This is a genomic window from Marinobacter sp. CP1 (assembly GCF_001266795.1).
GTDB classification, from domain to species: Bacteria; Pseudomonadota; Gammaproteobacteria; order Pseudomonadales; family Oleiphilaceae; genus Marinobacter; species Marinobacter flavimaris.
The window spans coordinates 4,206,470-4,226,631 of the sequence record NZ_CP011929.1 but is presented as its reverse complement, the minus strand read 5'-3'; the positions used below and the strand labels follow the sequence as shown (position 1 = coordinate 4,226,631).

General features: G+C 56.6%; 17 protein-coding genes and 1 pseudogene. 7 read left to right on the top strand and 11 right to left on the bottom strand.

Annotated elements, in window-relative coordinates; translation table 11 throughout:
- Nucleotides 1-32: 32 nt before the first annotated feature.
- The 8 genes from ACP86_RS19430 to ACP86_RS19395 all read right to left on the bottom strand — a co-directional run bounded on the left by ACP86_RS19430 (nt 33) and on the right by ACP86_RS19395 (nt 9,996).
- Entirely contained in the window at nt 33-1,163 is a 1,131-nt protein-coding gene (locus tag ACP86_RS19430; RefSeq protein ID WP_053115138.1) for a CaiB/BaiF CoA transferase family protein, read from the bottom strand.
- Nucleotides 1,164-1,219: 56 nt separating this feature from the next.
- Entirely contained in the window at nt 1,220-2,443 is a 1,224-nt protein-coding gene (locus tag ACP86_RS19425; protein ID WP_053115137.1) for a CoA transferase, read from the bottom strand.
- The gene (locus tag ACP86_RS19420; RefSeq protein WP_053115136.1) at nt 2,443-3,300 is read right to left on the bottom strand and encodes a MaoC/PaaZ C-terminal domain-containing protein; all 858 of its coding nucleotides are present in this window, start codon (nt 3,298-3,300) and stop codon (nt 2,443-2,445) included. The genes ACP86_RS19425 and ACP86_RS19420 overlap by 1 nt, the downstream gene beginning before the upstream one ends.
- 85 nt (nt 3,301-3,385) lie before the next feature.
- Nucleotides 3,386-4,306 (bottom strand): SDR family NAD(P)-dependent oxidoreductase, encoded by a 921-nt coding sequence (locus tag ACP86_RS19415; RefSeq protein ID WP_053115135.1) that lies wholly within the window; start codon nt 4,304-4,306, stop codon nt 3,386-3,388.
- Between the two features lie 62 nt (nt 4,307-4,368).
- Entirely contained in the window at nt 4,369-6,036 is a 1,668-nt protein-coding gene (locus tag ACP86_RS19410) for an acyl-CoA dehydrogenase family protein (protein WP_053115134.1), read from the bottom strand.
- Nucleotides 6,037-6,112: 76 nt separating this feature from the next.
- A complete protein-coding gene (locus tag ACP86_RS19405; protein WP_053115133.1) occupies nt 6,113-7,312 on the bottom strand; it encodes an acetyl-CoA acetyltransferase in 1,200 nt (399 codons plus the stop codon).
- Nucleotides 7,313-7,340: 28 nt separating this feature from the next.
- Nucleotides 7,341-8,789: a 3-oxoacyl-[acyl-carrier-protein] synthase III C-terminal domain-containing protein gene (locus ACP86_RS19400; RefSeq protein ID WP_053115132.1), complete on the bottom strand. Its 1,449-nt coding sequence runs from the start codon at nt 8,787-8,789 to the stop codon at nt 7,341-7,343.
- Between the two features lie 67 nt (nt 8,790-8,856).
- Nucleotides 8,857-9,996: an acyl-CoA dehydrogenase family protein gene (locus tag ACP86_RS19395; RefSeq protein ID WP_053115131.1), complete on the bottom strand. Its 1,140-nt coding sequence runs from the start codon at nt 9,994-9,996 to the stop codon at nt 8,857-8,859.
- 201 nt (nt 9,997-10,197) lie between these two features.
- Here ACP86_RS19395 and ACP86_RS19390 point away from each other — a divergent pair, with 201 nt between their 5' ends.
- From ACP86_RS19390 to ACP86_RS19365, 7 genes and pseudogenes are all read left to right on the top strand, one after another.
- Entirely contained in the window at nt 10,198-11,199 is a 1,002-nt protein-coding gene (locus ACP86_RS19390) for a LysR family transcriptional regulator (RefSeq protein WP_053115130.1), read from the top strand.
- 218 nt (nt 11,200-11,417) lie between these two features.
- Nucleotides 11,418-11,921, top strand: a complete 504-nt coding sequence (locus ACP86_RS23625) for a DcaP family trimeric outer membrane transporter (RefSeq protein WP_227507760.1) — start codon at nt 11,418-11,420, stop codon at nt 11,919-11,921.
- A gap of 12 nt (nt 11,922-11,933) precedes the next feature.
- Nucleotides 11,934-12,566, top strand: a complete 633-nt coding sequence (locus tag ACP86_RS23620) for a hypothetical protein (protein WP_227507759.1) — start codon at nt 11,934-11,936, stop codon at nt 12,564-12,566.
- Between the two features lie 229 nt (nt 12,567-12,795).
- Nucleotides 12,796-13,545 (top strand): electron transfer flavoprotein subunit beta/FixA family protein, encoded by a 750-nt coding sequence (locus ACP86_RS19380; RefSeq protein ID WP_053115129.1) that lies wholly within the window; start codon nt 12,796-12,798, stop codon nt 13,543-13,545.
- Nucleotides 13,546-14,487, top strand: a complete 942-nt coding sequence (locus ACP86_RS19375) for an electron transfer flavoprotein subunit alpha/FixB family protein (RefSeq protein WP_053115128.1) — start codon at nt 13,546-13,548, stop codon at nt 14,485-14,487. It begins immediately after the preceding gene.
- Nucleotides 14,488-14,931: 444 nt separating this feature from the next.
- Nucleotides 14,932-16,299 (top strand): group II intron reverse transcriptase/maturase, encoded by a 1,368-nt coding sequence (gene ltrA / locus ACP86_RS19370; RefSeq protein WP_053115127.1) that lies wholly within the window; start codon nt 14,932-14,934, stop codon nt 16,297-16,299.
- A gap of 112 nt (nt 16,300-16,411) precedes the next feature.
- Nucleotides 16,412-16,930: pseudogene (locus ACP86_RS19365) on the top strand (FAD-binding protein); the annotation flags it as partial.
- A 68-nt stretch (nt 16,931-16,998) separates the two neighbouring features.
- Here ACP86_RS19365 and ACP86_RS19360 read toward each other — a convergent pair.
- The 3 genes from ACP86_RS19360 to ACP86_RS19350 all read right to left on the bottom strand — a co-directional run bounded on the left by ACP86_RS19360 (nt 16,999) and on the right by ACP86_RS19350 (nt 20,160).
- Complete coding sequence (locus ACP86_RS19360) at nt 16,999-17,277, bottom strand: hypothetical protein (protein WP_053115125.1); 279 nt, start codon at nt 17,275-17,277, stop codon at nt 16,999-17,001.
- Between the two features lie 911 nt (nt 17,278-18,188).
- Nucleotides 18,189-18,932: a hypothetical protein gene (locus ACP86_RS19355; protein WP_053115124.1), complete on the bottom strand. Its 744-nt coding sequence runs from the start codon at nt 18,930-18,932 to the stop codon at nt 18,189-18,191.
- Nucleotides 18,933-18,987: 55 nt separating this feature from the next.
- Nucleotides 18,988-20,160 carry a hypothetical protein gene (locus tag ACP86_RS19350; protein WP_053115123.1) on the bottom strand — a complete coding sequence of 391 codons (1,173 nt, stop codon included), beginning with the start codon at nt 20,158-20,160 and terminating at the stop codon, nt 18,988-18,990.
- Nucleotides 20,161-20,162: the final 2 nt, after the last annotated feature.

The window sequence follows — 20,162 nt, the reverse complement described above, 5'->3', positions numbered from 1 at the left end:
TCCTGAACAGGCCTTGCCGGTGCGACGGATCGTCAACCACACGCCGACTGCGCCCGCATCTCGTCAAGTTGTTCAGCGCTATACCCCACTTCGGCCAGTACCGCATCGGTATCGGCGCCGTAAGGCCGGGCTTCATGCCGGACAGAAGGCTCCGTGCGACTGAACCTGGGTGCGGGTGCCGGCTGTTTGATACCGCCTACATCCACATAGGTCTGACGAGCCAGGTTGTGGGGGTGTTTCTGGGCTTCCTTCAGATCGAGGACCGGTGCAAAGCAGATATCGGTCCCTTCCATCAACTCACACCACTCATCCCGGGTTTTCTGCAGGAACACGTCCGCAATGGCCTGCTTGAGCTCGGGCCAGCGGGATCGGTCCATCTGTTGCCCGAAACGCTCGCGCGGCAGGTTGGCCACCTCAAGCAGCTGATTGTAGAACTGGGGTTCGATGGAGCCGATCGAGATGTATTTACCGTCGCGGGTTTCATAGGTGTCGTAGAAGTGGGCGCCGCCATCAAGCCGATTGGTGCCCCGCTCCAGGGAATGGCGCCCCATCTCATAGGCCGTGTTGAACATCGACATCAGTACGGCGGAACCATCGGTCATGGCGGCGTCGATGACCTGGCCCTTGCCTGATGTCCGTGCTTCAAGTATCCCCGACACGATGCCCAGAGCGAGGAACATGCCGCCACCACCAAAGTCGCCGACCAGATTCAGCGGCGGCACCGGCTTCTCTCCCGGACGGCCTATAGCATGAAGCGCCCCGGTAAGAGAGATATAGTTGATATCATGCCCGGCGGCCTGCGACATCGGGCCATACTGCCCCCATCCCGTCATGCGCCCGTAGATCAGTTTCGGGTTACGCTCAAGGCACTGCTCGGGGCCGATACCCAGTTTCTCGACCACCCCGGGGCGGAATCCTTCAAACAGGGCATCGGCACTTTCCACCAGCTTCAACAGGGCCTCGACACCGGCCTCGCTCTTGAGGTTGAGGGAAATGGATCGTTTGCCCCTGCGACTGCAGTCCAGTGCGGGCTTCTCTGCCTGAGCACCAATGCGCTCCACGCTGATCACTTCTGCGCCCAGGTCCGCCAGCACCATGCCGCAGAACGGCCCGGGGCCGATACCGGCCAACTCAATAATACGGACGCCATGTAGCGGTCCCATACCATGCCTCCCACGCCATCCCGCGGCAACCGTGCCGGCGAATGGTATTATTATGTTTAGTCAGCCCCGGCCACGACCTTCTGGTCAAACAGCCTGGCGATCTCTGGTGTGGACAGGCCGAGGGTGTCGGCAAGGATTTCCTCGGTATGCTCACCCAGTTTCGGAGCCCGCCGCACCGGCTCCCGTTCCAGTGAGGTGAAATTCAGCGGGTGATCCGGCATCAGATACTTCCCGATGCCAGGCTGCTTCACCATCTGGAACAAGGGATTGTCCGTCGAACAGTCAATATCCGACTCCACAGTTTCCTTGATGGTCTGGTACTTACCCCAGCACGCACCGGCATTGTCTAGTTCATTTGCCACCTGGCTGAATGGACGCTGCGCGAACCAGGGCTGGAATATCTCGGTAATCTGCTCCCGCCCCTGATAGCGGTCCCCTTCCTTGCGGAAATCGAGCCCCATGCGGGTTTGCAGTTCGTTGATTTCATTCGCGGTGCCGGTAACCTCAACCAGCGCCCGCCACTGGTTCGGGCTCACCCCGACCACCATCACCCGTTCGCCATCCTGGCAGGCAAAATCGTGACCATAGGTACCGTAGAGATCGTTGCCGATAGCGTCACGCTCGGTGCCGTTAATCATCGCTTCGGCGATATAACCGAGGTTACCCAGCGTTGCCAGGGCAACGTCCGCCAGGGCGATTGTCACCAACTGCCCCTCTCCGGTTTTCAGCCGATGACGTTCAGCCGTCAACAATCCCAGTGCAATCTGCTGTCCGGTGATCACATCCCAGGCCGGCAATGGATTGTTCAGCGGCGGAATCGACTTGCTCCGGCCCACACCGGTGATCGATGGAAAGCCCACCTTGCAGTTGACGGTATAGTCCAGTGCTCCTTTACCATGACGGTCGCCCTTCAGGTTCAGGTAGATCAGATCATCCCGATAAGCCTTCAGGCGGTCATAGGACAACCACCCCTTGGCCGGGAAGTTGGTCAGGAACATGCCGGCATCGTCACCGGGAGCGGTAATCAGCCGGGTCAGCAGTTCCTGGCCCTCCGGGCGCCGGAAGTCCACGGCAATGGAACGCTTGCCCTTGTTCAGGCTGTGCCAGTAAAGACTTTTCTGATCAGCGGTCACCGGCCAGCGGTTGTAATCAATGCCGCCGCCAATCGGGTCGAAGCGGATAACATCGGCCCCCAGTTGTGCCAATGTCATCCCACCCGATGGGGCCGCAACGAACGCGCTGCCTTCAACAACGCGGAATCCTGAAAGTATGCTCTGCATCAGCTGACCTCGGCATAGCCATTGTTGATCACCACCACATCGCGCTCGACAACACGACAGCGGAAGGCCACCTCATCACCATTGCGCCAGATTTCCGTGCGAATGGTCTCACCGGGATAGACCGGTGATGAAAAGCGCAGACGGATGCGATGGAACCTGGCCGGATCGTAATCGCACAAGGTCTTGAGAATGGCGTGTGTTGCTACACCGAAGGTACACAGGCCATGGAGTATGGGCGCCTTGAATCCGGCAGCCCTGGCCACTTCCGGTGAAGCGTGCAAGGGATTAAAGTCGCCGGACAAGCGATAGATCAGTGCAGCCTGGGCAAGCGTCGGCAGCTCACACATCTGGTCTGGCGCTCGCTCGGGAATCGGGTCCGGCTTGGGAGACGCAACCGCCGGGCCGCCAAAACCGCCATCGCCACGGGCCAGGGTCGTGCTGACCAGCGTGCAAAGGTCCTCTCCGGTGGCACTGTCACGCACCGTACGTTCGGAAATGATCAACGCGCCCTTGCCTTCACCCTTATCGATAATGTCGGTGATTTTGGTGGTTGCCTCAACCTGCCCGGAGGCGGGCAACGGCCTGTGCATGATCATTTCCTGACCCGCATGAAGAATCTTGACCCAGTCAATCCCGGTATCCGATTCCTTCGCCCAAAAGCCAGGATACGCCAGCACGTTTGCCAGGCTGGGCAGTGCCCTCAGGCCATCTTCGTAGACAAATTGGAGACAGTCTTCATCGAGTGGGTCGATACCCATGCCGACGCCCAGGGCATAGAGAATGGTGTCTTTCTCAGTGTAGGTGTGTTCGAGGCGCTCGAACTTGCGATTCATCAGCTTATCGTAATCGATGGCCACAATGGCGCTCCTTTGTTGTTACGTCCGTACCGAAGTATCCTTCCGGCCCCAGGGGCCGGAAGGATACTTCGGTGTCATGCAGGAATCAGAACGGATCCCAGCTGAATACATCAGCGGAACGGCTCAATGGATAGAAATCGGCTTCAAAGGCCGGCAGCACACGATCCAGAACGGTTTCCGGCGTCCACCCCTCGGAGGTGTGTGCGGAACGGAATGGGCGCGGCTGACTGAACAGGAAGATCTCGTTGTTGCGAACACCAAAGATCTGGCCCGTAACGTTCTTCGCCTGGTCGCTGCACAGGGACACTGCCAGGGTGGCAATCTTGTCCGGGGTCATTTGCTGAATCTTGGCCACCCGGGCTTTCTGCTCTTCGCTGTCGGTCGGGATACTGCCGATCAGACGGCTCCAGGCGAAGGGCGCGATGCAGTTGGAGGTCACACCAAAACGCTGCATGTCCAGCGCCATGGACTTGGACAGACCAACAACGCCCATCTTGGCAGCGGCATAGTTAGCCTGGCCGAAGTTACCGATCAGACCGGAGGTGGAGGTCATATTGACGAAGGTTCCACTACCCTGCTCACGGAAGATCGGCGCGGCTGCACGACTGACGTTGAAAGTACCCTTCAGGTGCACGGCCAGGACCGCATCGAAGTCTTCCTCGGTCATCTTGTGGAAGATCACATCGCGGAGGTTACCGGCGTTGTTGATCACCCCGTCGATGCGACCAAACGTATCAATGGCGGACTGGATGATCTTCTGACCACCTTCCCATTCGGTCACGCTGTCAAAGTTGGCAACCGCATCACCCCCAGCCGCCTTGATTTCGTCGACCACTTCCTGGGCCGGTGTGGCATCGTTACCGGAACCATCGGCGCTGCCGCCGATGTCGTTAACCACAACCTTCGCCCCGCTCTGCGCCAACATCAGCGATGTTGCACGCCCGATACCACGGCCCGCGCCGGTGACGACGATGACTTTTCCTTCAAGAAGTTTACTGTTGCTCATGACACCCTCCTACAGGTCTCTTGTTTGATTCATCAATGTTGTTCAATACAATTTGCCGGCGCTCAGGCGTTACCCACCAGGTTTCTCGCAATAACTTTCAGGGCCAGGGTTTCCTCCGCGCCCTCGAAAATCGACAGCACCCGGGCATCGACGAAATAGCGGCTGACGGCCGATTCTTCCGCGTACCCCATGCCACCGTGAATCTGCATGGCTTCCCGGGTTACCCATTCCGCAGCACGGCAGGTGAACAGCTTCACCAGGCTGGCCTCCATCTGGCCCGCCCCTTCATCCATCATCCGCGCTACCGAATAACTGAACTGGCGGGAGGCGGTAAGCGTGGCCATCATTCGCCCCAGTTTTACGCGGGTCAGTTGGTAGTCCCCCACCGCACTGCCAAACACCTTACGCTCCCGGGAGTATCCCAGCGCCTTTTCGAATGCGGCTTGCATGACCCCCGTAGCCCGGGCGGCGGTCTGGATGCGACCGCCAGCGAAACCGGCCATAGTGAAATAGAAGCCCTTGCCCCGGCCCGCTTCCTCACCAATCAGGTGGTCCGCTGGCACGAAGTAGTCCTCGAAGAACACATCGTAGGAATGCATGCCGCGGTAGCCGAGCGTGGCAATGGCTTTGCCGGAAATGGTGCCACCACCGGGCTGGCGATGGTCAAAGCGGTGGCCTGGTGTTGCCGGCTTCTCCACCAGGAACAGACTCAGCCCCTTGTGCCCCAATGCCGGGTCGGGCTCGGTGCGAGCCATGGTGACCAGCAGGCTGGCTTTGCCGGCGAAGGTGCACCAGGTCTTGCTACCATTGAGAACCCAGCCGCCCTCGACCGGCGTCGCTTTCAGACCCAGCGAGGCTACATCGGAGCCGTAGTTGGGCTCGGTAATGGCAATGGCGCACAGTGTTTCGCCGGAGGCAATACGGGGCAGCCAGGTTTCCTGCTGAGCCTGAGTGCCGCCCTGAAGCAGGGCCTTGGCGGCGATCTCCGGGCGGGTAATGAGGGAACCGGCGCCCCCCAGGGAAGCTTTGGACAACTCCTCCGTCACCACGATCATGCCGAGGCTGTCGTCCCGATCGTCCGGCTGCAGGCCGCCAAAACGCTCCGGAATACTGATTCCGAAACACCCCAGTTCAGCCGCCTGCTGAAGGATTTCGTCCGGAATATCCAAGTCTTCCCGATGGATTTGCTCGGCCAGGGGGGCCACCACGTCCGCACCGAAGCGTGCGAACATGTCCCGCACCATTTCTTTGTCTTCATTGAGCAGGGTCGGCAAGCGGGTGCTGCCACGCTCGCTGACCGTGGCGCCGACCGAGGCCAGGAACTCACCACTGCCGTACACGGAGCGCAGTTCACGGATGTCGCTGTCAGCGTAGAGCCCCGACAACTCCGCGATGTCCAGCCCCATATCGCCGGCACGGGCGATCAATCGCTGGATCACCGAACTGACCGCTTCGGAGGAAAACGCCAGCGCCGTACTGGCGGCAAGCTCGTCTTCAGTCACCGCGTCCGCTGCATAGCGGCATACGGCGTCGGAAGCGGCAAGCTCGGCGGCACAGAAAGCCAGCTCGTAGCAGCTCAACTGGTGCTTATCCAGCAGATCGGAATCCAGCTTGCCGTTCACCATGGAAAACGACTGGAGATTCTTCAGGGCCTGCTGAACATTCACTCGGACCTGACTGACACAGCGTCCCGCCTGCTCCAGAGCTGCGACCTGTTCACTGACACTCATCACGACACCTTCCCGAATCTGGTTGTTTAAGGGGCGTACCACTGTGGCCGGACGCCCGGCCACACACTGACCCGCCTTATTCGTAGCGACCTATAATGGAAATGCTGCAAATGTTCTGGTGAGGAAAACCACCCAGGTTATGGTTCAAGGCAAGCCGGGGATCCTTGAGCTGGCGCGCTCCAGCCCGCCCCTGAAACTGCAGGTAGTTCTCATAGATCATTCGCATGCCCGATGCGCCGATGGGGTGACCGAAGCATTTCAGGCCACCGTCAATCTGGCACGGAATCCGACCGTCGGCATCGAAGTCACCGTTAAGGACATCCCGAACCGCCTGTCCCTCATCGGACAATTGCAGATCTTCCATGGTAACCAGTTCGGTGATGGAGAAGCAGTCATGCACTTCGGTCATGCTGATTTCTTCCCGGGGCTTCGTGATACCTGCCTCATCGTAGGCGCGCTGGGCAGCAATGCGCGTGGTCTTGATGTGCGAACCGTCCCAGGTTTTGAAACCGGCTTCCTCGCCATTGGACACCGCCAATTGCAGGGCCTTGACCGACACCAGATCTGCCTTGCCCAGGCGTTTGGCAATCTCCGGCGTGGTCACGATGGCACAGGCGGCACCGTCACTGACGCCACAGCAATCGAACAGACCGATGGGCTCGGCAATATATGGCGCATTAATGGCCTGCTCTTCGGTGATCTCGCGCTGCAGGTGAGCCTTCGGGTTCTTGGCGCCATTGGCATGACTTTTCACGGAAACATGAGCCATGGCGCGCTTCAGGTCAGCCTTGTCGACACCGTGCTTGGCGCGGTAACCGCTGGCCAGTTGGGCGAATGCCCCTGGTGCGGACAGGTTCGGCCAATACATGTCATTCTCAACACCGCGAGTGCGCTGTGGCAGGCCGCCGTAACCCACGTCCTTGAGCTTCTCGACACCCAGTGCCAGCGCAATGTCGCAGGCTCCGGAAGCGACCGCATAAACCGCACCACGAAAGGCTTCGGTACCGGTCGCGCACATATTCTCCACTTTAGTAGCGGGGATATTCGGCAACCGCAGGGCTATCGACAGCGGCATGGCGCTGGAGCCAACGTTGAATGCATCAATACCGGCGCCAAACCAGGCCATCTGGATCTGGGTTTTATCGATGCCCGCATCTGCCAGACCTTCCTCAAATGCCTCAACCATCAGATCCGCAGGGCTTGCGTCCCAGCGCTCACCGAACTTGCTGCAGCCCATCCCGAGGATCGCTACTTTATCTTTGATTCCACTAGCCATTGTCATTCACCTGTCTTAGCTGCGTAAGTTATTGCTGGACCGGAGTGGCTTTCCAGAAGTACTTCCGGAAGCCCCGCTGGTTATCGAACTGACGGATACGGAAGTGCATCGACACCGGCACGCCGGTATCGATCGAGCCCGGCTCTACTTCGGTAAAGTCCATCATCAGACGGCCACCGCCCTCGAACTCAACCAGGCCGAAATACGCAGGTGGGTTCCAGTCAAAGGTCAGACGGTCAGCGGTCCAGGTCTTGACGCGGCCCTGTACGGCAGACATTGGATAATCGTCCTGACTGTCCAGTTCGCCGCACTCGGGGTTAACGCAATAATTTTCTTTTGGGATCTGAATGGTGCCGCAGCTACGACATTGGCCGCCCACGAAGCCGGTCAACAAATCCTTTCGGCGATACATGGCAGCGAGGTAACTTTGCTTGTCCATCTCACCACGCTTGCCAACCTCGCGCTCAACCAGGTTGTTGAAGCTCAGGAAACGGTTGTAGTTGGCGTCTTCACGTCGACGCGCCAGGGCGCCAGCAAAGCCGATTTTCGGCTGTCTGTCTTTGATCTTGTCGGTGGCACGGAACAGAACCGCGTCGGTGCCCTGACCAAACCCGGTCACCAGGATCAGATCACCTGCGGTCGCTTTTTCCAGCGCGGCGGCCAGTAACAGGATGGGGTGAGCCACACCGGATACACCCACGCTACCGATGTGGTTGTCCACCAGAGCCTCGGCAGGGATCCCCATCTCTTTTGAAACTGCCGCCGGTGTTCTGGCCTGATCCGATGCCAACACAAAGTGAGCAATGTCGACAGCTTTTACACCCGCCTTTTCGAGCAAGCGGGAAACAGCCTTGGGTACGCTCTTCATGTAACCTTCATCACGAATCCAGCGTTCTTCCCATTCATAATCGAGGGTCGAGTCCTCACCGCGGTAATGGTCGACGAAGTCAGTCACATAGGTTTCGCTGCCCAGGTATTCGGCAATAACTTCCTCAGCACCAACACCGAGTGCCGCGGCGCCATCACCCCAGAGCATTTCGGCACGCGAACCGCATTTGCTGCGCCGGTGCTCGGACGCCACCAACAGTGCGTTGCCGCTAACGCTGGCACCAGACTCCAGCATGGAGATCAAGGCCGATGTTCCCGCTCTCTGGGAGGCGGCAACATCCATCGTACGAAGCTGATCACCCAGATTCAGGGCCTGACTCACAACCACCGAGTTCTGGCGATCCAGGAACGGCAGTGTGGTAGACGCCAGGTACAGCGTATTGACGGATCCGGCATCGAGGACCGACAGGCAGTCCTGCCCAGCCTCGACAGCCATGGTGATGGTGTCCTCATCCCAGTTACAGACGCTGCGCTCACCCTTGGCAAGGCCGCGGAGACTGGGGTCAAACCAGTCGTTGGCATCAGCGATCGCCGCCTTGGACAAGCGGGTTCTGGGAATGTAGGCACCGTAGGCGGTTATACCAAACATGTGAATTCCTTCCTTTAGTTGTGCAATCTCAACAATCGTTAGTGGTGATTAAGAGCTCTGTGCGCCGTTAAAGCGAGCGCCCGATAACCAGCTTCATGATCTCGGAGGTGCCGCCATAGATCCGACGCACGCGGGCATCCACATACATGCGGGAAATAGGGTATTCGCGCATGTAGCCGTAGCCACCGAACAACTGCAGGCATTTATCGACGACCACCCCTTCGTTCTCGGTCGTCCAGAGCTTCGCCATGGCACCCTCTTCCGGGGTCAACACACCCTCATCACACTTCTTGATGCACTGATCGAGGTAGGCCCAGCCCACTTCCAGATTGGTTTTCATATCGGCAAGCGTGAACTGGGTGTTCTGGAACTCGAAAATCGCCTTTCCGAACGCTTTGCGCTCCTTGACATAATCCCTAGTGATGTCGAAAGCGCGCTGGGCCTCGGCCTGCGCACGACAGGCAATGGTGATTCGCTCGCGGGGCAACTCCCGCATCATGATTCTGAACCCCTCACCTTCCTCGCCGACCAGGTTGCTGATGGGAACACGCACATCCTGGAAGAACATTTCAGAGGTATCGGCCGCCTTCTGACCGATCTTGTCTAGGTTGCGACCGCGGGAGAAACCGGCGCGGTCGGTTTCGACGATAATCAGACTGATGCCACGGCCACCGGCACTGGGGTCCGTGGTACAGGCCACCAGGACAAAGTCACAGTTCTGACCGTTGGTGATGAAGGTCTTCTGGCCGTTGATAACGTATTCGTCGCCGTCCCTGACGGCCGTGGTACGGAGGTTCTTCAGGTCACTGCCGACGCCGGGTTCGGTCATGCCGATGGCGGCAATCTTTTCAGCGGTTACCATCTTTGGCAGCCAGTACTTTTTCTGCTCTTCGGTACCGGCGCTCAGCAGGTAGTAGGCAACAATGTCGGCCTGAACGGAGAAGCCGACACTGGCACCGCCAATGGCGTAGCCGGTTTCTTCGGAGAGCACCATGTTGTAGAGGAAGTCCGCCCCCGGACCGCCGTACTCCTCCGGCACACCGCAACACAGAAAGCCATTCTCCGCAGCTTTCTCCCAAAGACTGCGCGGCACCACGCTTTCCTCTTCCCATTGCTCGATATTGGGTTCGAGCTCGGCACGGAAAAAGCGGCGGACATTATCACGAAACAGCTCATGGTCACTGTTGTAGATTGACCGGTTCTGCATATTGTTATCCCCTTGAAGCGACAGAAAACCCTTGATTTGAGTAACCGTATCAGCAAGGCAAAACTACAGCAATTATATACTTTTTATATGTGCTATATTTTTTCAGCATATTATTATTAAAGAACAGACACCAAGACTAATGCATAAGTGTGGTATAGAATGCGAATAACAGATACTTAATTGTTATAGAAGAGGGATGGCATGCCTTTCAATCTGAACATCGACCTGCGCCAGCTGAACACCTTTCTGACGGTCGCCGACACCGGCAGTTTCAGTCGCGCATCCGAAAAGCTGTTTGTGGCGCAACCCGCACTGAGCCGACAGATCCGAATGCTGGAGGAAGCCCTGAACGTCGAGGTGTTTGTCCGACACGGCCGGGGGGTGGTGTTGACCGCAGCTGGCGAACTTCTTTATGAACGGGCCCACACACTGCTGCAGAGCCTGGAGCGCACCCAGGCCGATGTGACCGCCGTTGCTGGCGAGGTGACCGGCCAGGTGACATTGGGGCTCCTGCCTACCGTAGCCCATACATTCTCCGGAGCCACGATCGAGGAATATCGCAAACGCTTTCCTCAGGTCACCCTCTCGGTGAAATCCGCAATGAGCGGCACGCTACAACAGATGGTATTGCAACACCGGCTGAATCTTGCCATAACCTACAGCCACCACGGCAGCCAGAAAAATCTGCGCTACCGGCCATTGATCGAAGAGCGCTTTTACCTGATCTCGCCCCCCGGCACCAAGGTCTCCAAGCTCTCCGAGATTACCCTGGATGAAGTAATGGATCTGCCGCTCGTACTGCCGGAAGAAAAACATGGTTTGCGTGTACGAATGGAAAAAGAGGCGGCGGAGCGCAATAAAAGTCTGAACCTGGCACTGGAAGTCAGCGCCTGGCCGATGCTGACGGACATGGTAAGGCGGGGACTGGGTTACACCATCCTTTCATCAGCAGCGGTCCACGACATGGCCTCAAGATCCGAAGTCGTCGCCATCCCCATCACCTCTCCGGAGATCAGCAGAACCCTGGCGATTGTCACTCCGATGGACCTTCCCTCTTCCGTGGCCACCCTCAAGCTGGCGGAGATCATCATGCAGCAAGTGGCGATACAGGTGCAGGCCGGAATCTGGAATGGAAAATTGTTATTCGATCCAAAGGAGATTGGCGACACCCGTAAAAACCAAATATTGCATGAGGATGCATAGAAAAACCGGATAGATAGGGTCTGCCAATGTCGGAATCAGTAGCCAGCCATATAAACGGGGCATAGGTATTATCGAATATAGATAATTGTTGGAGTACATATCTACTGTTACTTTTCAGGCGCTACCTGACGTACAAGGATAATTTCATGAAGTCGTCAGTCAGGGTACGCCTGTGTAGATTTTCGATATTCCAACAATAATTTTGGAGATAACCCCCTATGCCCAATAATAAATTATTCACAGCCATCAAACTGACTACAGCCGCCATCGCACTGGGTGTCGCTGGACAGTCGGCCGCTATCGGATTTACCGCCGGCGATGCAACCGTTGATATTTATGGCTATGCACGACTCAACGCCTCCTACGATATTGATGAAGATATCAGTCGCTCCACCGGCACCCGCTCAGGCGACTTCAGTAAAGTGAACACCGGCGCAGCAGAAGACAATGAAGCTTCCGGTTATTTCGGTGCCGATGCTGTTCAATCAAGGCTCGGTGTTCGCACGACGCTCCCGAATGATGTAAAAATTACCATTGAAGGTGACTTTCGGACCAGCACCAGCACCGTCCGTCTTCGCCACGCTTTTGGTCAGTACAAAAACTGGCTTATGGGGCAGACTTGGTCAAACTACACTGCGTTCACTGGCGCCACCTCTGTCCTAGAATTCGACGGAGTAGCAGGCAACGCAGGCTTATACAGCCGAACTACTCAAGTACGTTAAACCACTGGCGGTTTGTCACTGGCTGCTGAAGATTCCAAAGCCAGCATCACTGATGGTAGTGCCTCAGTAGAGACCAAACAAAGCATCCCTACCTTTACTGCACGCTATACCGGAGAGTCAGGGCCGGTTGCGTTTTCCACAGCGGCACTTGTCCAGCAAGTTGGTTATGACACCGGCACCAAAGACGATGCGGCATTGGGCTTTGCTGTCTTCGGTTCGGCCAAGTTCAACGTAACCGATACGGTCAGCATTCAGGGCAACGTCAACTATACCGACGGCGCCAACGGCTACCTGTGGCGCTCAGGCACCAACTACTATGGTGAAGATGCCTATGTGGACGCCAACGGCGACGTAGAAACCATTACCGGCTACAGCGCTAACCTGGGCACCAGCATCAAGGCCGGCCCGGGTGCATTCAACATTGTTTATGGTTTCACCACTATGGATTGGGACGACGCTGTCGATGATGGCCTGGCCGTGGGTGACAAACACGAAACCAACACCAACGCTTTCGTTAACTACCAGTGGAGCCCAGTGAAAAGCGTAAATCTCGGCGTTCAGTATGGCTACTTCGAGGTGGAGAAAGTAAACGGTGACGATGGCGATGCAAGCCGAGTGATGTTCGCGGCCCAGTACAATTTCTGAGTCAGTCACTGAAAGGGAAAACACCCGGGCCCGACAGGCCCGGGTATTGTAGGGCTATACGGTTACCGGACCTCTCCGACTGACCCTCCGCAACCCGAACTCCCCTTGGCTTTACCTGACTCCGATTTATACCGTCAAGCGCAATGGCCGACTGCTTGCGTCTGCATCCGCACGGGATTTCACCTGACTTCTTGGAACCGAAACCGGCACCTGAAAACTGGAGAATTGGATGAAAGTTCTAGTCACCGTAAAACGAGTAATCGACTACAACGTAAAGGTGCGCGTCAAGCCGGACAACACCGGTGTTGATCTCGCCAACGTCAAGATGGCAATGAACCCGTTCTGCGAAATCGCTGTTGAAGAAGCGGTTCGCCTGAAAGAGAAGGGTGTTGCCAGTGAAATCGTGGTGGTGTCCATTGGCCCGAAAGCCTGTCAGGAGCAGCTCCGTACGGCTCTTGCATTGGGTGCGGACCGGGGCATCCATGTCGAAACCGACGAGGAGGTTCAGTCTCTCGAAGCGGCCAAGCTGCTGAAGGCTGTTGTTGAGAAAGAAGAGCCAAAGCTGGTCATTCTTGGCAAGCAGTCCATCGATTCCGATAACAACCAGACTGGCCAGATGCTGGCCGCGCTGACCGGCATGGGTCAGGGCACCTTCGCTTCCGAAGTGGTTGTGGAAGGCGACAAGGTTAACGTAACCCGTGAGGTAGATGGTGGTCTGATGACCCTTTCCCTGAACCTCCCTGCGGTTGTCACCACCGACCTGCGTCTGAACGAGCCGCGCTACGCTTCTCTGCCGAACATCATGAAGGCCAAGAAGAAGCCGCTGGACAACATGAGCCCGGCCGATCTGGGTGTCGACATCGCTCCGCGCCTTTCCACCCTGAAGGTTGAAGCGCCTGCTTCCCGTCAGGCGGGTGTGAAAGTGGCCGACGTTGCCGAGCTGGTCGATAAACTGAAGAATGAAGCGAAGGTGATCTAAATGAGCATCCTTGTAATTGCTGAACATGACAACAGCAGCCTGAAACAGGCTACCCTGAATGTTGTAGCGGCTGCCAAGGCCATCGGCGGAGACATCGACGTACTGGTTGCCGGTGAGAACTGTGGTGCGGTAGCTGAAGCAGCTGCCAAGGCCGAAGGCGTTAACAAGGTACTGGTTGCCGACAACGCCGCTTATGGTCACTTCCTGGCCGAAAACCTGGATGAGCTGGTTGCCGAAGTAGGCAAGGGCTACAGCCACATCCTGGCTGCTGCTGGCACCGTGGGCAAAGACTTTATGCCACGTGTTGCTGCACTGCTGGACGTTGCCCAGGTTTCCGACATCATGCGTGTGGAGTCCGAAGACACCTTCGTTCGTCCGATCTACGCTGGTAACGCCATTGCCACTGTAAAATCCAGTGACAGCATCAAGGTTGTTACTGTTCGTCCGACCGCGTTCGACCCGGTTGCTGGTGAAGGTGGCTCCGCTGCTGTTGAACAGCTAGACGTTGTAAAAGACGCTGGCCTGTCCCAGTTTGTAAGCGAAGAGCTGGCCAAGTCTGACCGTCCTGACCTGGCAAGCGCCGGTATCGTTGTTTCCGGTGGTCGCGGCATGCAGAGCGGCGACAACTTCAAGATGCTTGAGCAGGTTGCCGATCTGATGGGTGCCGCTGTTGGCGCATCCCGTGCTGCTGTTGACGCTGGTTTCGTACCGAACGACATGCAGGTTGGCCAGACCGGTAAGATTGTTGCTCCACAGCTGTACATCGCCGTGGGCATTTCCGGTGCCATCCAGCATCTGGCTGGTATGTCTGATTCCAAGGTGATCGTTGCGATCAACAAGGATGAAGAAGCGCCGATCTTCCAGGTTGCTGATTACGGCCTCGTTGCGGATCTCTTCGAAGCTGTACCCGAGTTAGAGACTGAACTCCGAAACGCGGTGTAGATACTCAGGGGGTTTTTGCGTCGTTGTTGTACCCCTCTTTTGCCCCCGCCATGGGGGCCTTTTTGGTGCGCCCGACACGGGCGCACTCCTGGAGGTGCAAGTCCTCCCGTGAGCTGGCCACAGCGAACGAAGTGAAGCGCAACTGCGGAAGGGTGACCGACCGTGGGGAGGAAGCGTGGAGCGTAAACCGTGAGCCGATGAACAAGAATCGGATATGAGGCACTGCCAAGCAGGGCGAGCGGGCCAAAAGCCGCGAAGCTCTTGTGGCCAAGGCGAAGTGGTGTAAATCCGGCGGTTGTGCGGCGAAGGAGTGTGTTCTTACCCGGGGAGATCTCGCCTCATGCCTGAAAGGGCGACGTGGCAACACGGAGCGAGAAGTCAGCAGAGGCCATAGTAACCGCTAACACAGGGCGAAGGGCCGAACGAGAAGGAGCGTCAAACGCCTTGTCGATGAGCACTGTACGGCATCAGATGCCCGCGCCAGCGGGGCGGATCGCGCAACGGACAGGTGAAGCCTTGCCGAAGGCGATGAGCGATGAAGCAGGACTCCCGCGACAAGAACCGGAAGGCGCAGGGCGAAGCCTGCTTGAGCAGGCGTTCGCACGAGAGAATATGCAGCGGGCATGGAAGCGCGTGAAGGCCAACAAGGGAGCGGCAGGTGTGGACGGGTTGGACATTGCCCAAACCGCGGAACACCTGCGATGGGCGTGGCCTGAGCTTCGCCAGCACCTGCTGAGCGGCGCCTACCAACCACAGCCCGTCCGTCGGGTAGGCATCCCGAAGCCGGACGGCAGTGAGCGGGAACTGGGCATCCCCACCGTCACTGATCGTCTGATTCAACAGGCACTGTTGCAAGTGCTGCAACCTCTGATTGATCCCACCTTCAGCGAGCACAGCTACGGCTTCCGCCCGGGCCGTCGGGCCCACGACGCCGTGTTGGCTGCGCAGCGTTACGCCCAACAGGGCCGCCATATCGTGGTGGACGTCGACCTGTCGAAGTTCTTCGACCGGGTCAACCACGACATCCTGATCGACCGCCTGAAGAAACGCATAAACGACCCCGGCGTTATCCGGCTGGTTCGTGCGTACCTGAACGCGGGCATCATGGACGGTGGTGTGGTCATGGATCGGCACGAGGGCACGCCGCAAGGCGGGCCATTGTCGCCGTTGTTGGCCAACGTTCTGCTGGACGAGGTGGATAAAGTGCTGGAACGCCGGGGGCACTGCTTCGCCCGTTACGCCGATGACTGCAACGTCTACGTTCGCAGCCACAAGGCGGGAGAACGGGTCATGCAGTTACTCCGCCGCTGTTATGGAAAGTTGCGTCTGGTGATTAACGAAGCCAAGAGCGCGGTGACCAGCGTGTTCGGGCGCAAGTTCCTCGGCTATGCCCTGTGGCAAGGGAGGAACGCTGAGGTTCGACGCGCGGTATCCACCAGGGCGTTACAGGCGTTCAAGCTCCGGATCCGGCAACTGACCCGGGGATCAGGGGGTCGCAGTATTGAACAGGTGGTAGAGCAACTCCGCCGATACCTGCTCGGCTGGAAAGGGTACTTCAGGCTGGCGCAAACGCCACGCATCTGGCGATCACTGGATGAGTGGATACGTCGTCGTCTGAGAATGCTCCACCTCCGGCAGTGGCGGCGGGGTAAGACGATCTACCGGGAGCTGGTCCGGTTGGGTGCCAGTTCCTGGGTGGCTGAATCTGTGGCGGCTCTGAGTCGCCGCTGGTGGCACAACAGTCGCTCTGCCATCCACAATGTCCTGACGATTGCCTACTTCGACCGGTTGGGAGTGCCGAGACTCTCGTGAACCCTCAACGTCTCGAACCGCCCGGTGCGGACCCGCATGCCGGGTGGTGTGGGAGGGGTGGAGCCTCATGGCTCCCCCCTATCCCGATTTTTTATATCCTGAGGAAACAATTATGGAACGCGAATCGATGGAATTTGATGTTCTGATCGTCGGCGGCGGCCCGGCGGGCCTGTCGGCAGCGTGCCGTGTCATGCAGTTGGCACAGGAAGCTGGCGAGGAACTCACCGTATGCGTGGTAGAAAAAGGGTCTGAGATCGGCGCTCACATTCTGGCCGGTACCGTATTCGAGCCCACTGCCCTCAACGAACTCTTCCCCGACTGGAAAGATAAAGGCGCTCCGCTCAACACGCCGGTTACCCGTGACGACATTTTCCTGCTGAAGAACCAGGAAAACGCCACCAGGATTCCCAATGCGTTTGTGCCCAAGAACATGCACAACCATGGCAACTACATTATCAGCCTGGGTAACCTCTGCCGCTGGCTCGCCGAACAGGCTGAGCAACTGGGCGTTGAAGTCTACCCCGGCTTTGCCGCCGCCGAGACCATTGTTGAGGATGGCCAGGTAAAAGGCATTATCACCGGCGATATGGGCGTTGCCCGCGACGGTTCCGAATCTGCGGGGTCGACAACAAGGCTAAGTTCCGCTTATCGCCCAGAATGGCATGAACTCGGGGGTTGGGTGACCAAAAAACCAGTAGTTCAATAGGTTGAGAGTGTTTTTGGGCTATTTTTCTCGTTTGTCTGCCAACCCTCAAAGTCCGACAGCGGGACTTTCCCTTTCTGACGGGATTGGCACGAACCCTTCCAGAACTGCCCTGATTTGCGATCGAACACAGGCCGGCTTGCCGAGCGATAAAGAACGTAGCCAATTGTGAGGTAGCCGGGAATCAAGAGGAACGGTGTGATAAACGCAAACTTGCCCCAGGTGTCGACGATAAGAATCATCGGCAGGGTGATCAGAACAGGCAGCAGGGCCATCAGGATCTCCAGCGAGGATGGCAATGAGAATGTCAGAGCAAGTGGCCCCAGGGAAACGAGCCTTCGCCGTAGAAGCACGCTTTGTGGTCATTCTGACAATTTTCGAATGTTCGCTTTTGTTTAAGAGCTAGATATCACACTTCGCCCAAATACCATCGTATCCCAGCTATGCGCGGCCAAATTAAGATTACAAAGCACGGCCATGTTATGGAGGGTTCTTTGAAAGCCCTTTGACCTCCCCCACCCGTTGACTCACTAAAAACGACGGGCAATTGCGTTTGACTGGATCGACTCACCATTTTCACCTCAATGTGCTTCTAACCTCACAGAGCATCTCCCCGTGAGCTGGGGCCCCAAAAGTCAGATACGATTGAGAAGCAGCAACCTCGGATACGCATGTGGCCCTATTCGACGCCCCAAGAAGTGTAGATTTTGAATGGATGGGTCCTGTGACCTGCGCCGAGATAAAATGATGAAACACGGGAAACTCTGGCTGAGCCGGAGTGCTACATAGGGATCTTTTAAGCAGATCACTACCTACCCCCTGCAAATCCGGCTTTAACCAGGGGCTAATTTCCCGGTTACGGGTTGGCAGATAACGGGTAAGCTGACACCCGAAAACAAGTCCCCTTACTAAGAAACTCTACACTAAGAAATTCTGAACAAATAAGTTAATCACTAACGGGCAACCAGGTTGTGTACAGTCTCGCCAAAAATGTCAGAATGATCTTTACGGAATTCACGTCGTTGCAAAATCAGGCGGAGGTGCAGACCAAATGACCATAGAAACCGGAGTTTTGACCGCCATGACCATCGGCATCGTCGGCGCAGCCATCCTCACCGGCTGGTGTCTCTACTCAAGATATCGGGAAAATCAAAACACCAAGTAAGCCCCACAGAGAAACTTCTTCTCATGGAACCAACCCAACGTATTTAGATGTGTTCTGCTCATAGTTGAACGGCGCCAGCGGATATACAACGGCTGCCCCAGCGTGGGAACCACTCCAGCATCCAGAGTGCTCCAATCCCAGCATATTTGGCTTTCCGACTGAGTGATACTGTATGTATGCGCGGTAGTCTTTCGCGACCTGAGAGGTTCGCTCCAGGCCAGCGAGCATTTTATCTATTTTGTAGGTCGTATCCTGTGGTGGAACATTGCCACTGCAGCGCATTGCGGCCACTTTCCCAGCTCTGGCATCGTAAGTGAGGACAGCCAGGTCTGGTCCAAACCCATTTTTTTGAATCAATTGCTCGCCGATTTGTTCCGCAGCTTGGTAGTAAAGCGCCGCCCTCCAGTACCTGCGATTCCATAGGGAGAACGTACCCTGTAGCGCATAAACCATCAGAGTGACCTTCGATGCGTGCTTTCTCGAAACATACATTAAATTGGAGTAGATGTGGTCATGATCAAGCCACTGAATATACAGCTGCTCCGGATCTTTTGATGGTGGCAACCGGAATTCATAATCATCGAAAATCGTATCGACCCGCTCATCCAGCGCCATTGCAACAAGCAGTCTGGCCGTAGCGTTTCCGTCATTTGCAGCACGGTCCATGATGTCCCGTGCTCGAGTCTTGTCAAAGTCCCATCCCGACGCTGGGAAAGATATCGCCAACAGCATTGCACCCATGAAGCCCAAAACACTCTTTGTCATACCAATACCCTCTTATTGCCACTCTGAAAATCCCATTTCGCTATCTCGCCGAGGTCTATTTGAGGTACCTCGACAGGAACTGCTTTAACATCTCATTTGCATCCGAATCATCTGCTGGATCGTCGTCTAGCAAATAGCAATCATGTTCGCAGACGTGATTTCCATACAGGCTGAGCTCAGCTTTTACACCACGCCGCATGATCTCTATCACCTCAGCTTCGTTTGCTGCCTCAAACGGAATTTTCACTGTGAAACGTTGCCCACAGTAAACTGCCGATGCGCCTTGCTCGACAGAGCCGCATTGCAGGTCGGATTTTCGTTTATCAAGTTCGGCGTCACCGCCGACGACATTACCCTTCGTCAGCGATATCTCTCCTCTGGTTGCCTGTGATTGCTGGTAGCCCGTCTGCGCGGAATCCTCGGTCATTGGTTGAGCGGATACCAACAGGGCGTTTTTATAGAGAATGAAGTTCGAGACGTTCCTGCCAACTGATAGGCGCACCGGTAGAGGGTGAGCGAGATCGTATCGCAGGCTTTTATCCACTCGGCGACTGGAAGAAAAATCAACGGCAGCAGTACCATTGAAAACTTTCAGAGGTCCTTCCGGTATTACCTGGTTGCCCTGAGGAGCAAGCGTGTGGACCAGCCGATAATATGTGTCCCACCAGGACTGATTCACGATGATATCCACATAAATACTGCCTTTGATCTGGTGAACGTCGACAGCCGAAACATCATAGGATCGGAGTACGATGGCATACCCCGCGTTCAGTTGATGACGCGGACCGATCAGAAACTCATCCAAGAGGCGACGATACTCGCCGACAAACTGCTGAGCCTGATCCCAACTCCGCACATCCTCAATTCGCTGATCCCACGTTTTTATCTCCTCCGGTACGATTCCGGCAATATCCTTTTCAGCCAGAGTCACCTGCAGACGCACGTGCACCCCATCAAAGATTTCACGTTCTTCTAAAAGGTCGTAGCTGTGGACCCGGCCACTGGTAACAGCTGTGGCCATTGAATGAAACTGGTCGTCATTCATTGTCGTCACGGAAAAAACCTGACTACCTAACGTCTCGACCAAGGCCTTACTCAAGGCCGCATCAATAGCGGAGTCCCGATCCGACCCTGTAGCACCCACGGTGACAACGGTGTTCGCAACGGCGAAAACCGGCAGGATGAGAGCAGCTGCCACGCTGATCAGAAATCTCAGCATCACATTCATGA

Bases quoted from the DNA above. Each gene is read 5' to 3' on its own strand.
- ACP86_RS19410 (WP_053115134.1), bottom strand. From the start codon at position 6,036: ATGAGTGTCAGTGAACAGGTCGCAGCTCTGGAGCAGGCGGGACGCTGT.
- ACP86_RS19350 (WP_053115123.1), bottom strand. From the start codon at position 20,160: ATGAATGTGATGCTGAGATTTCTGATCAGCGTGGCAGCTGCTCTCATC.
- ACP86_RS19360 (WP_053115125.1), bottom strand. From the start codon at position 17,277: ATGGCCCTGCTGCCTGTTCTGATCACCCTGCCGATGATTCTTATCGTC.
- ACP86_RS19355 (WP_053115124.1), bottom strand. From the start codon at position 18,932: ATGACAAAGAGTGTTTTGGGCTTCATGGGTGCAATGCTGTTGGCGATA.
- ACP86_RS19425 (WP_053115137.1), bottom strand. From the start codon at position 2,443: ATGCAGAGCATACTTTCAGGATTCCGCGTTGTTGAAGGCAGCGCGTTC.
- ACP86_RS23625 (WP_227507760.1), top strand. From the start codon at position 11,418: ATGCCCAATAATAAATTATTCACAGCCATCAAACTGACTACAGCCGCC.
- ACP86_RS19375 (WP_053115128.1), top strand. From the start codon at position 13,546: ATGAGCATCCTTGTAATTGCTGAACATGACAACAGCAGCCTGAAACAG.
- ACP86_RS19390 (WP_053115130.1), top strand. From the start codon at position 10,198: ATGCCTTTCAATCTGAACATCGACCTGCGCCAGCTGAACACCTTTCTG.
- ACP86_RS19430 (WP_053115138.1), bottom strand. From the start codon at position 1,163: ATGGGACCGCTACATGGCGTCCGTATTATTGAGTTGGCCGGTATCGGC.
- ACP86_RS19400 (WP_053115132.1), bottom strand. From the start codon at position 8,789: ATGTTTGGTATAACCGCCTACGGTGCCTACATTCCCAGAACCCGCTTG.
- ACP86_RS19395 (WP_053115131.1), bottom strand. From the start codon at position 9,996: ATGCAGAACCGGTCAATCTACAACAGTGACCATGAGCTGTTTCGTGAT.
- ACP86_RS19405 (WP_053115133.1), bottom strand. From the start codon at position 7,312: ATGGCTAGTGGAATCAAAGATAAAGTAGCGATCCTCGGGATGGGCTGC.
- ACP86_RS19415 (WP_053115135.1), bottom strand. From the start codon at position 4,306: ATGAGCAACAGTAAACTTCTTGAAGGAAAAGTCATCGTCGTCACCGGC.
- ACP86_RS19380 (WP_053115129.1), top strand. From the start codon at position 12,796: ATGAAAGTTCTAGTCACCGTAAAACGAGTAATCGACTACAACGTAAAG.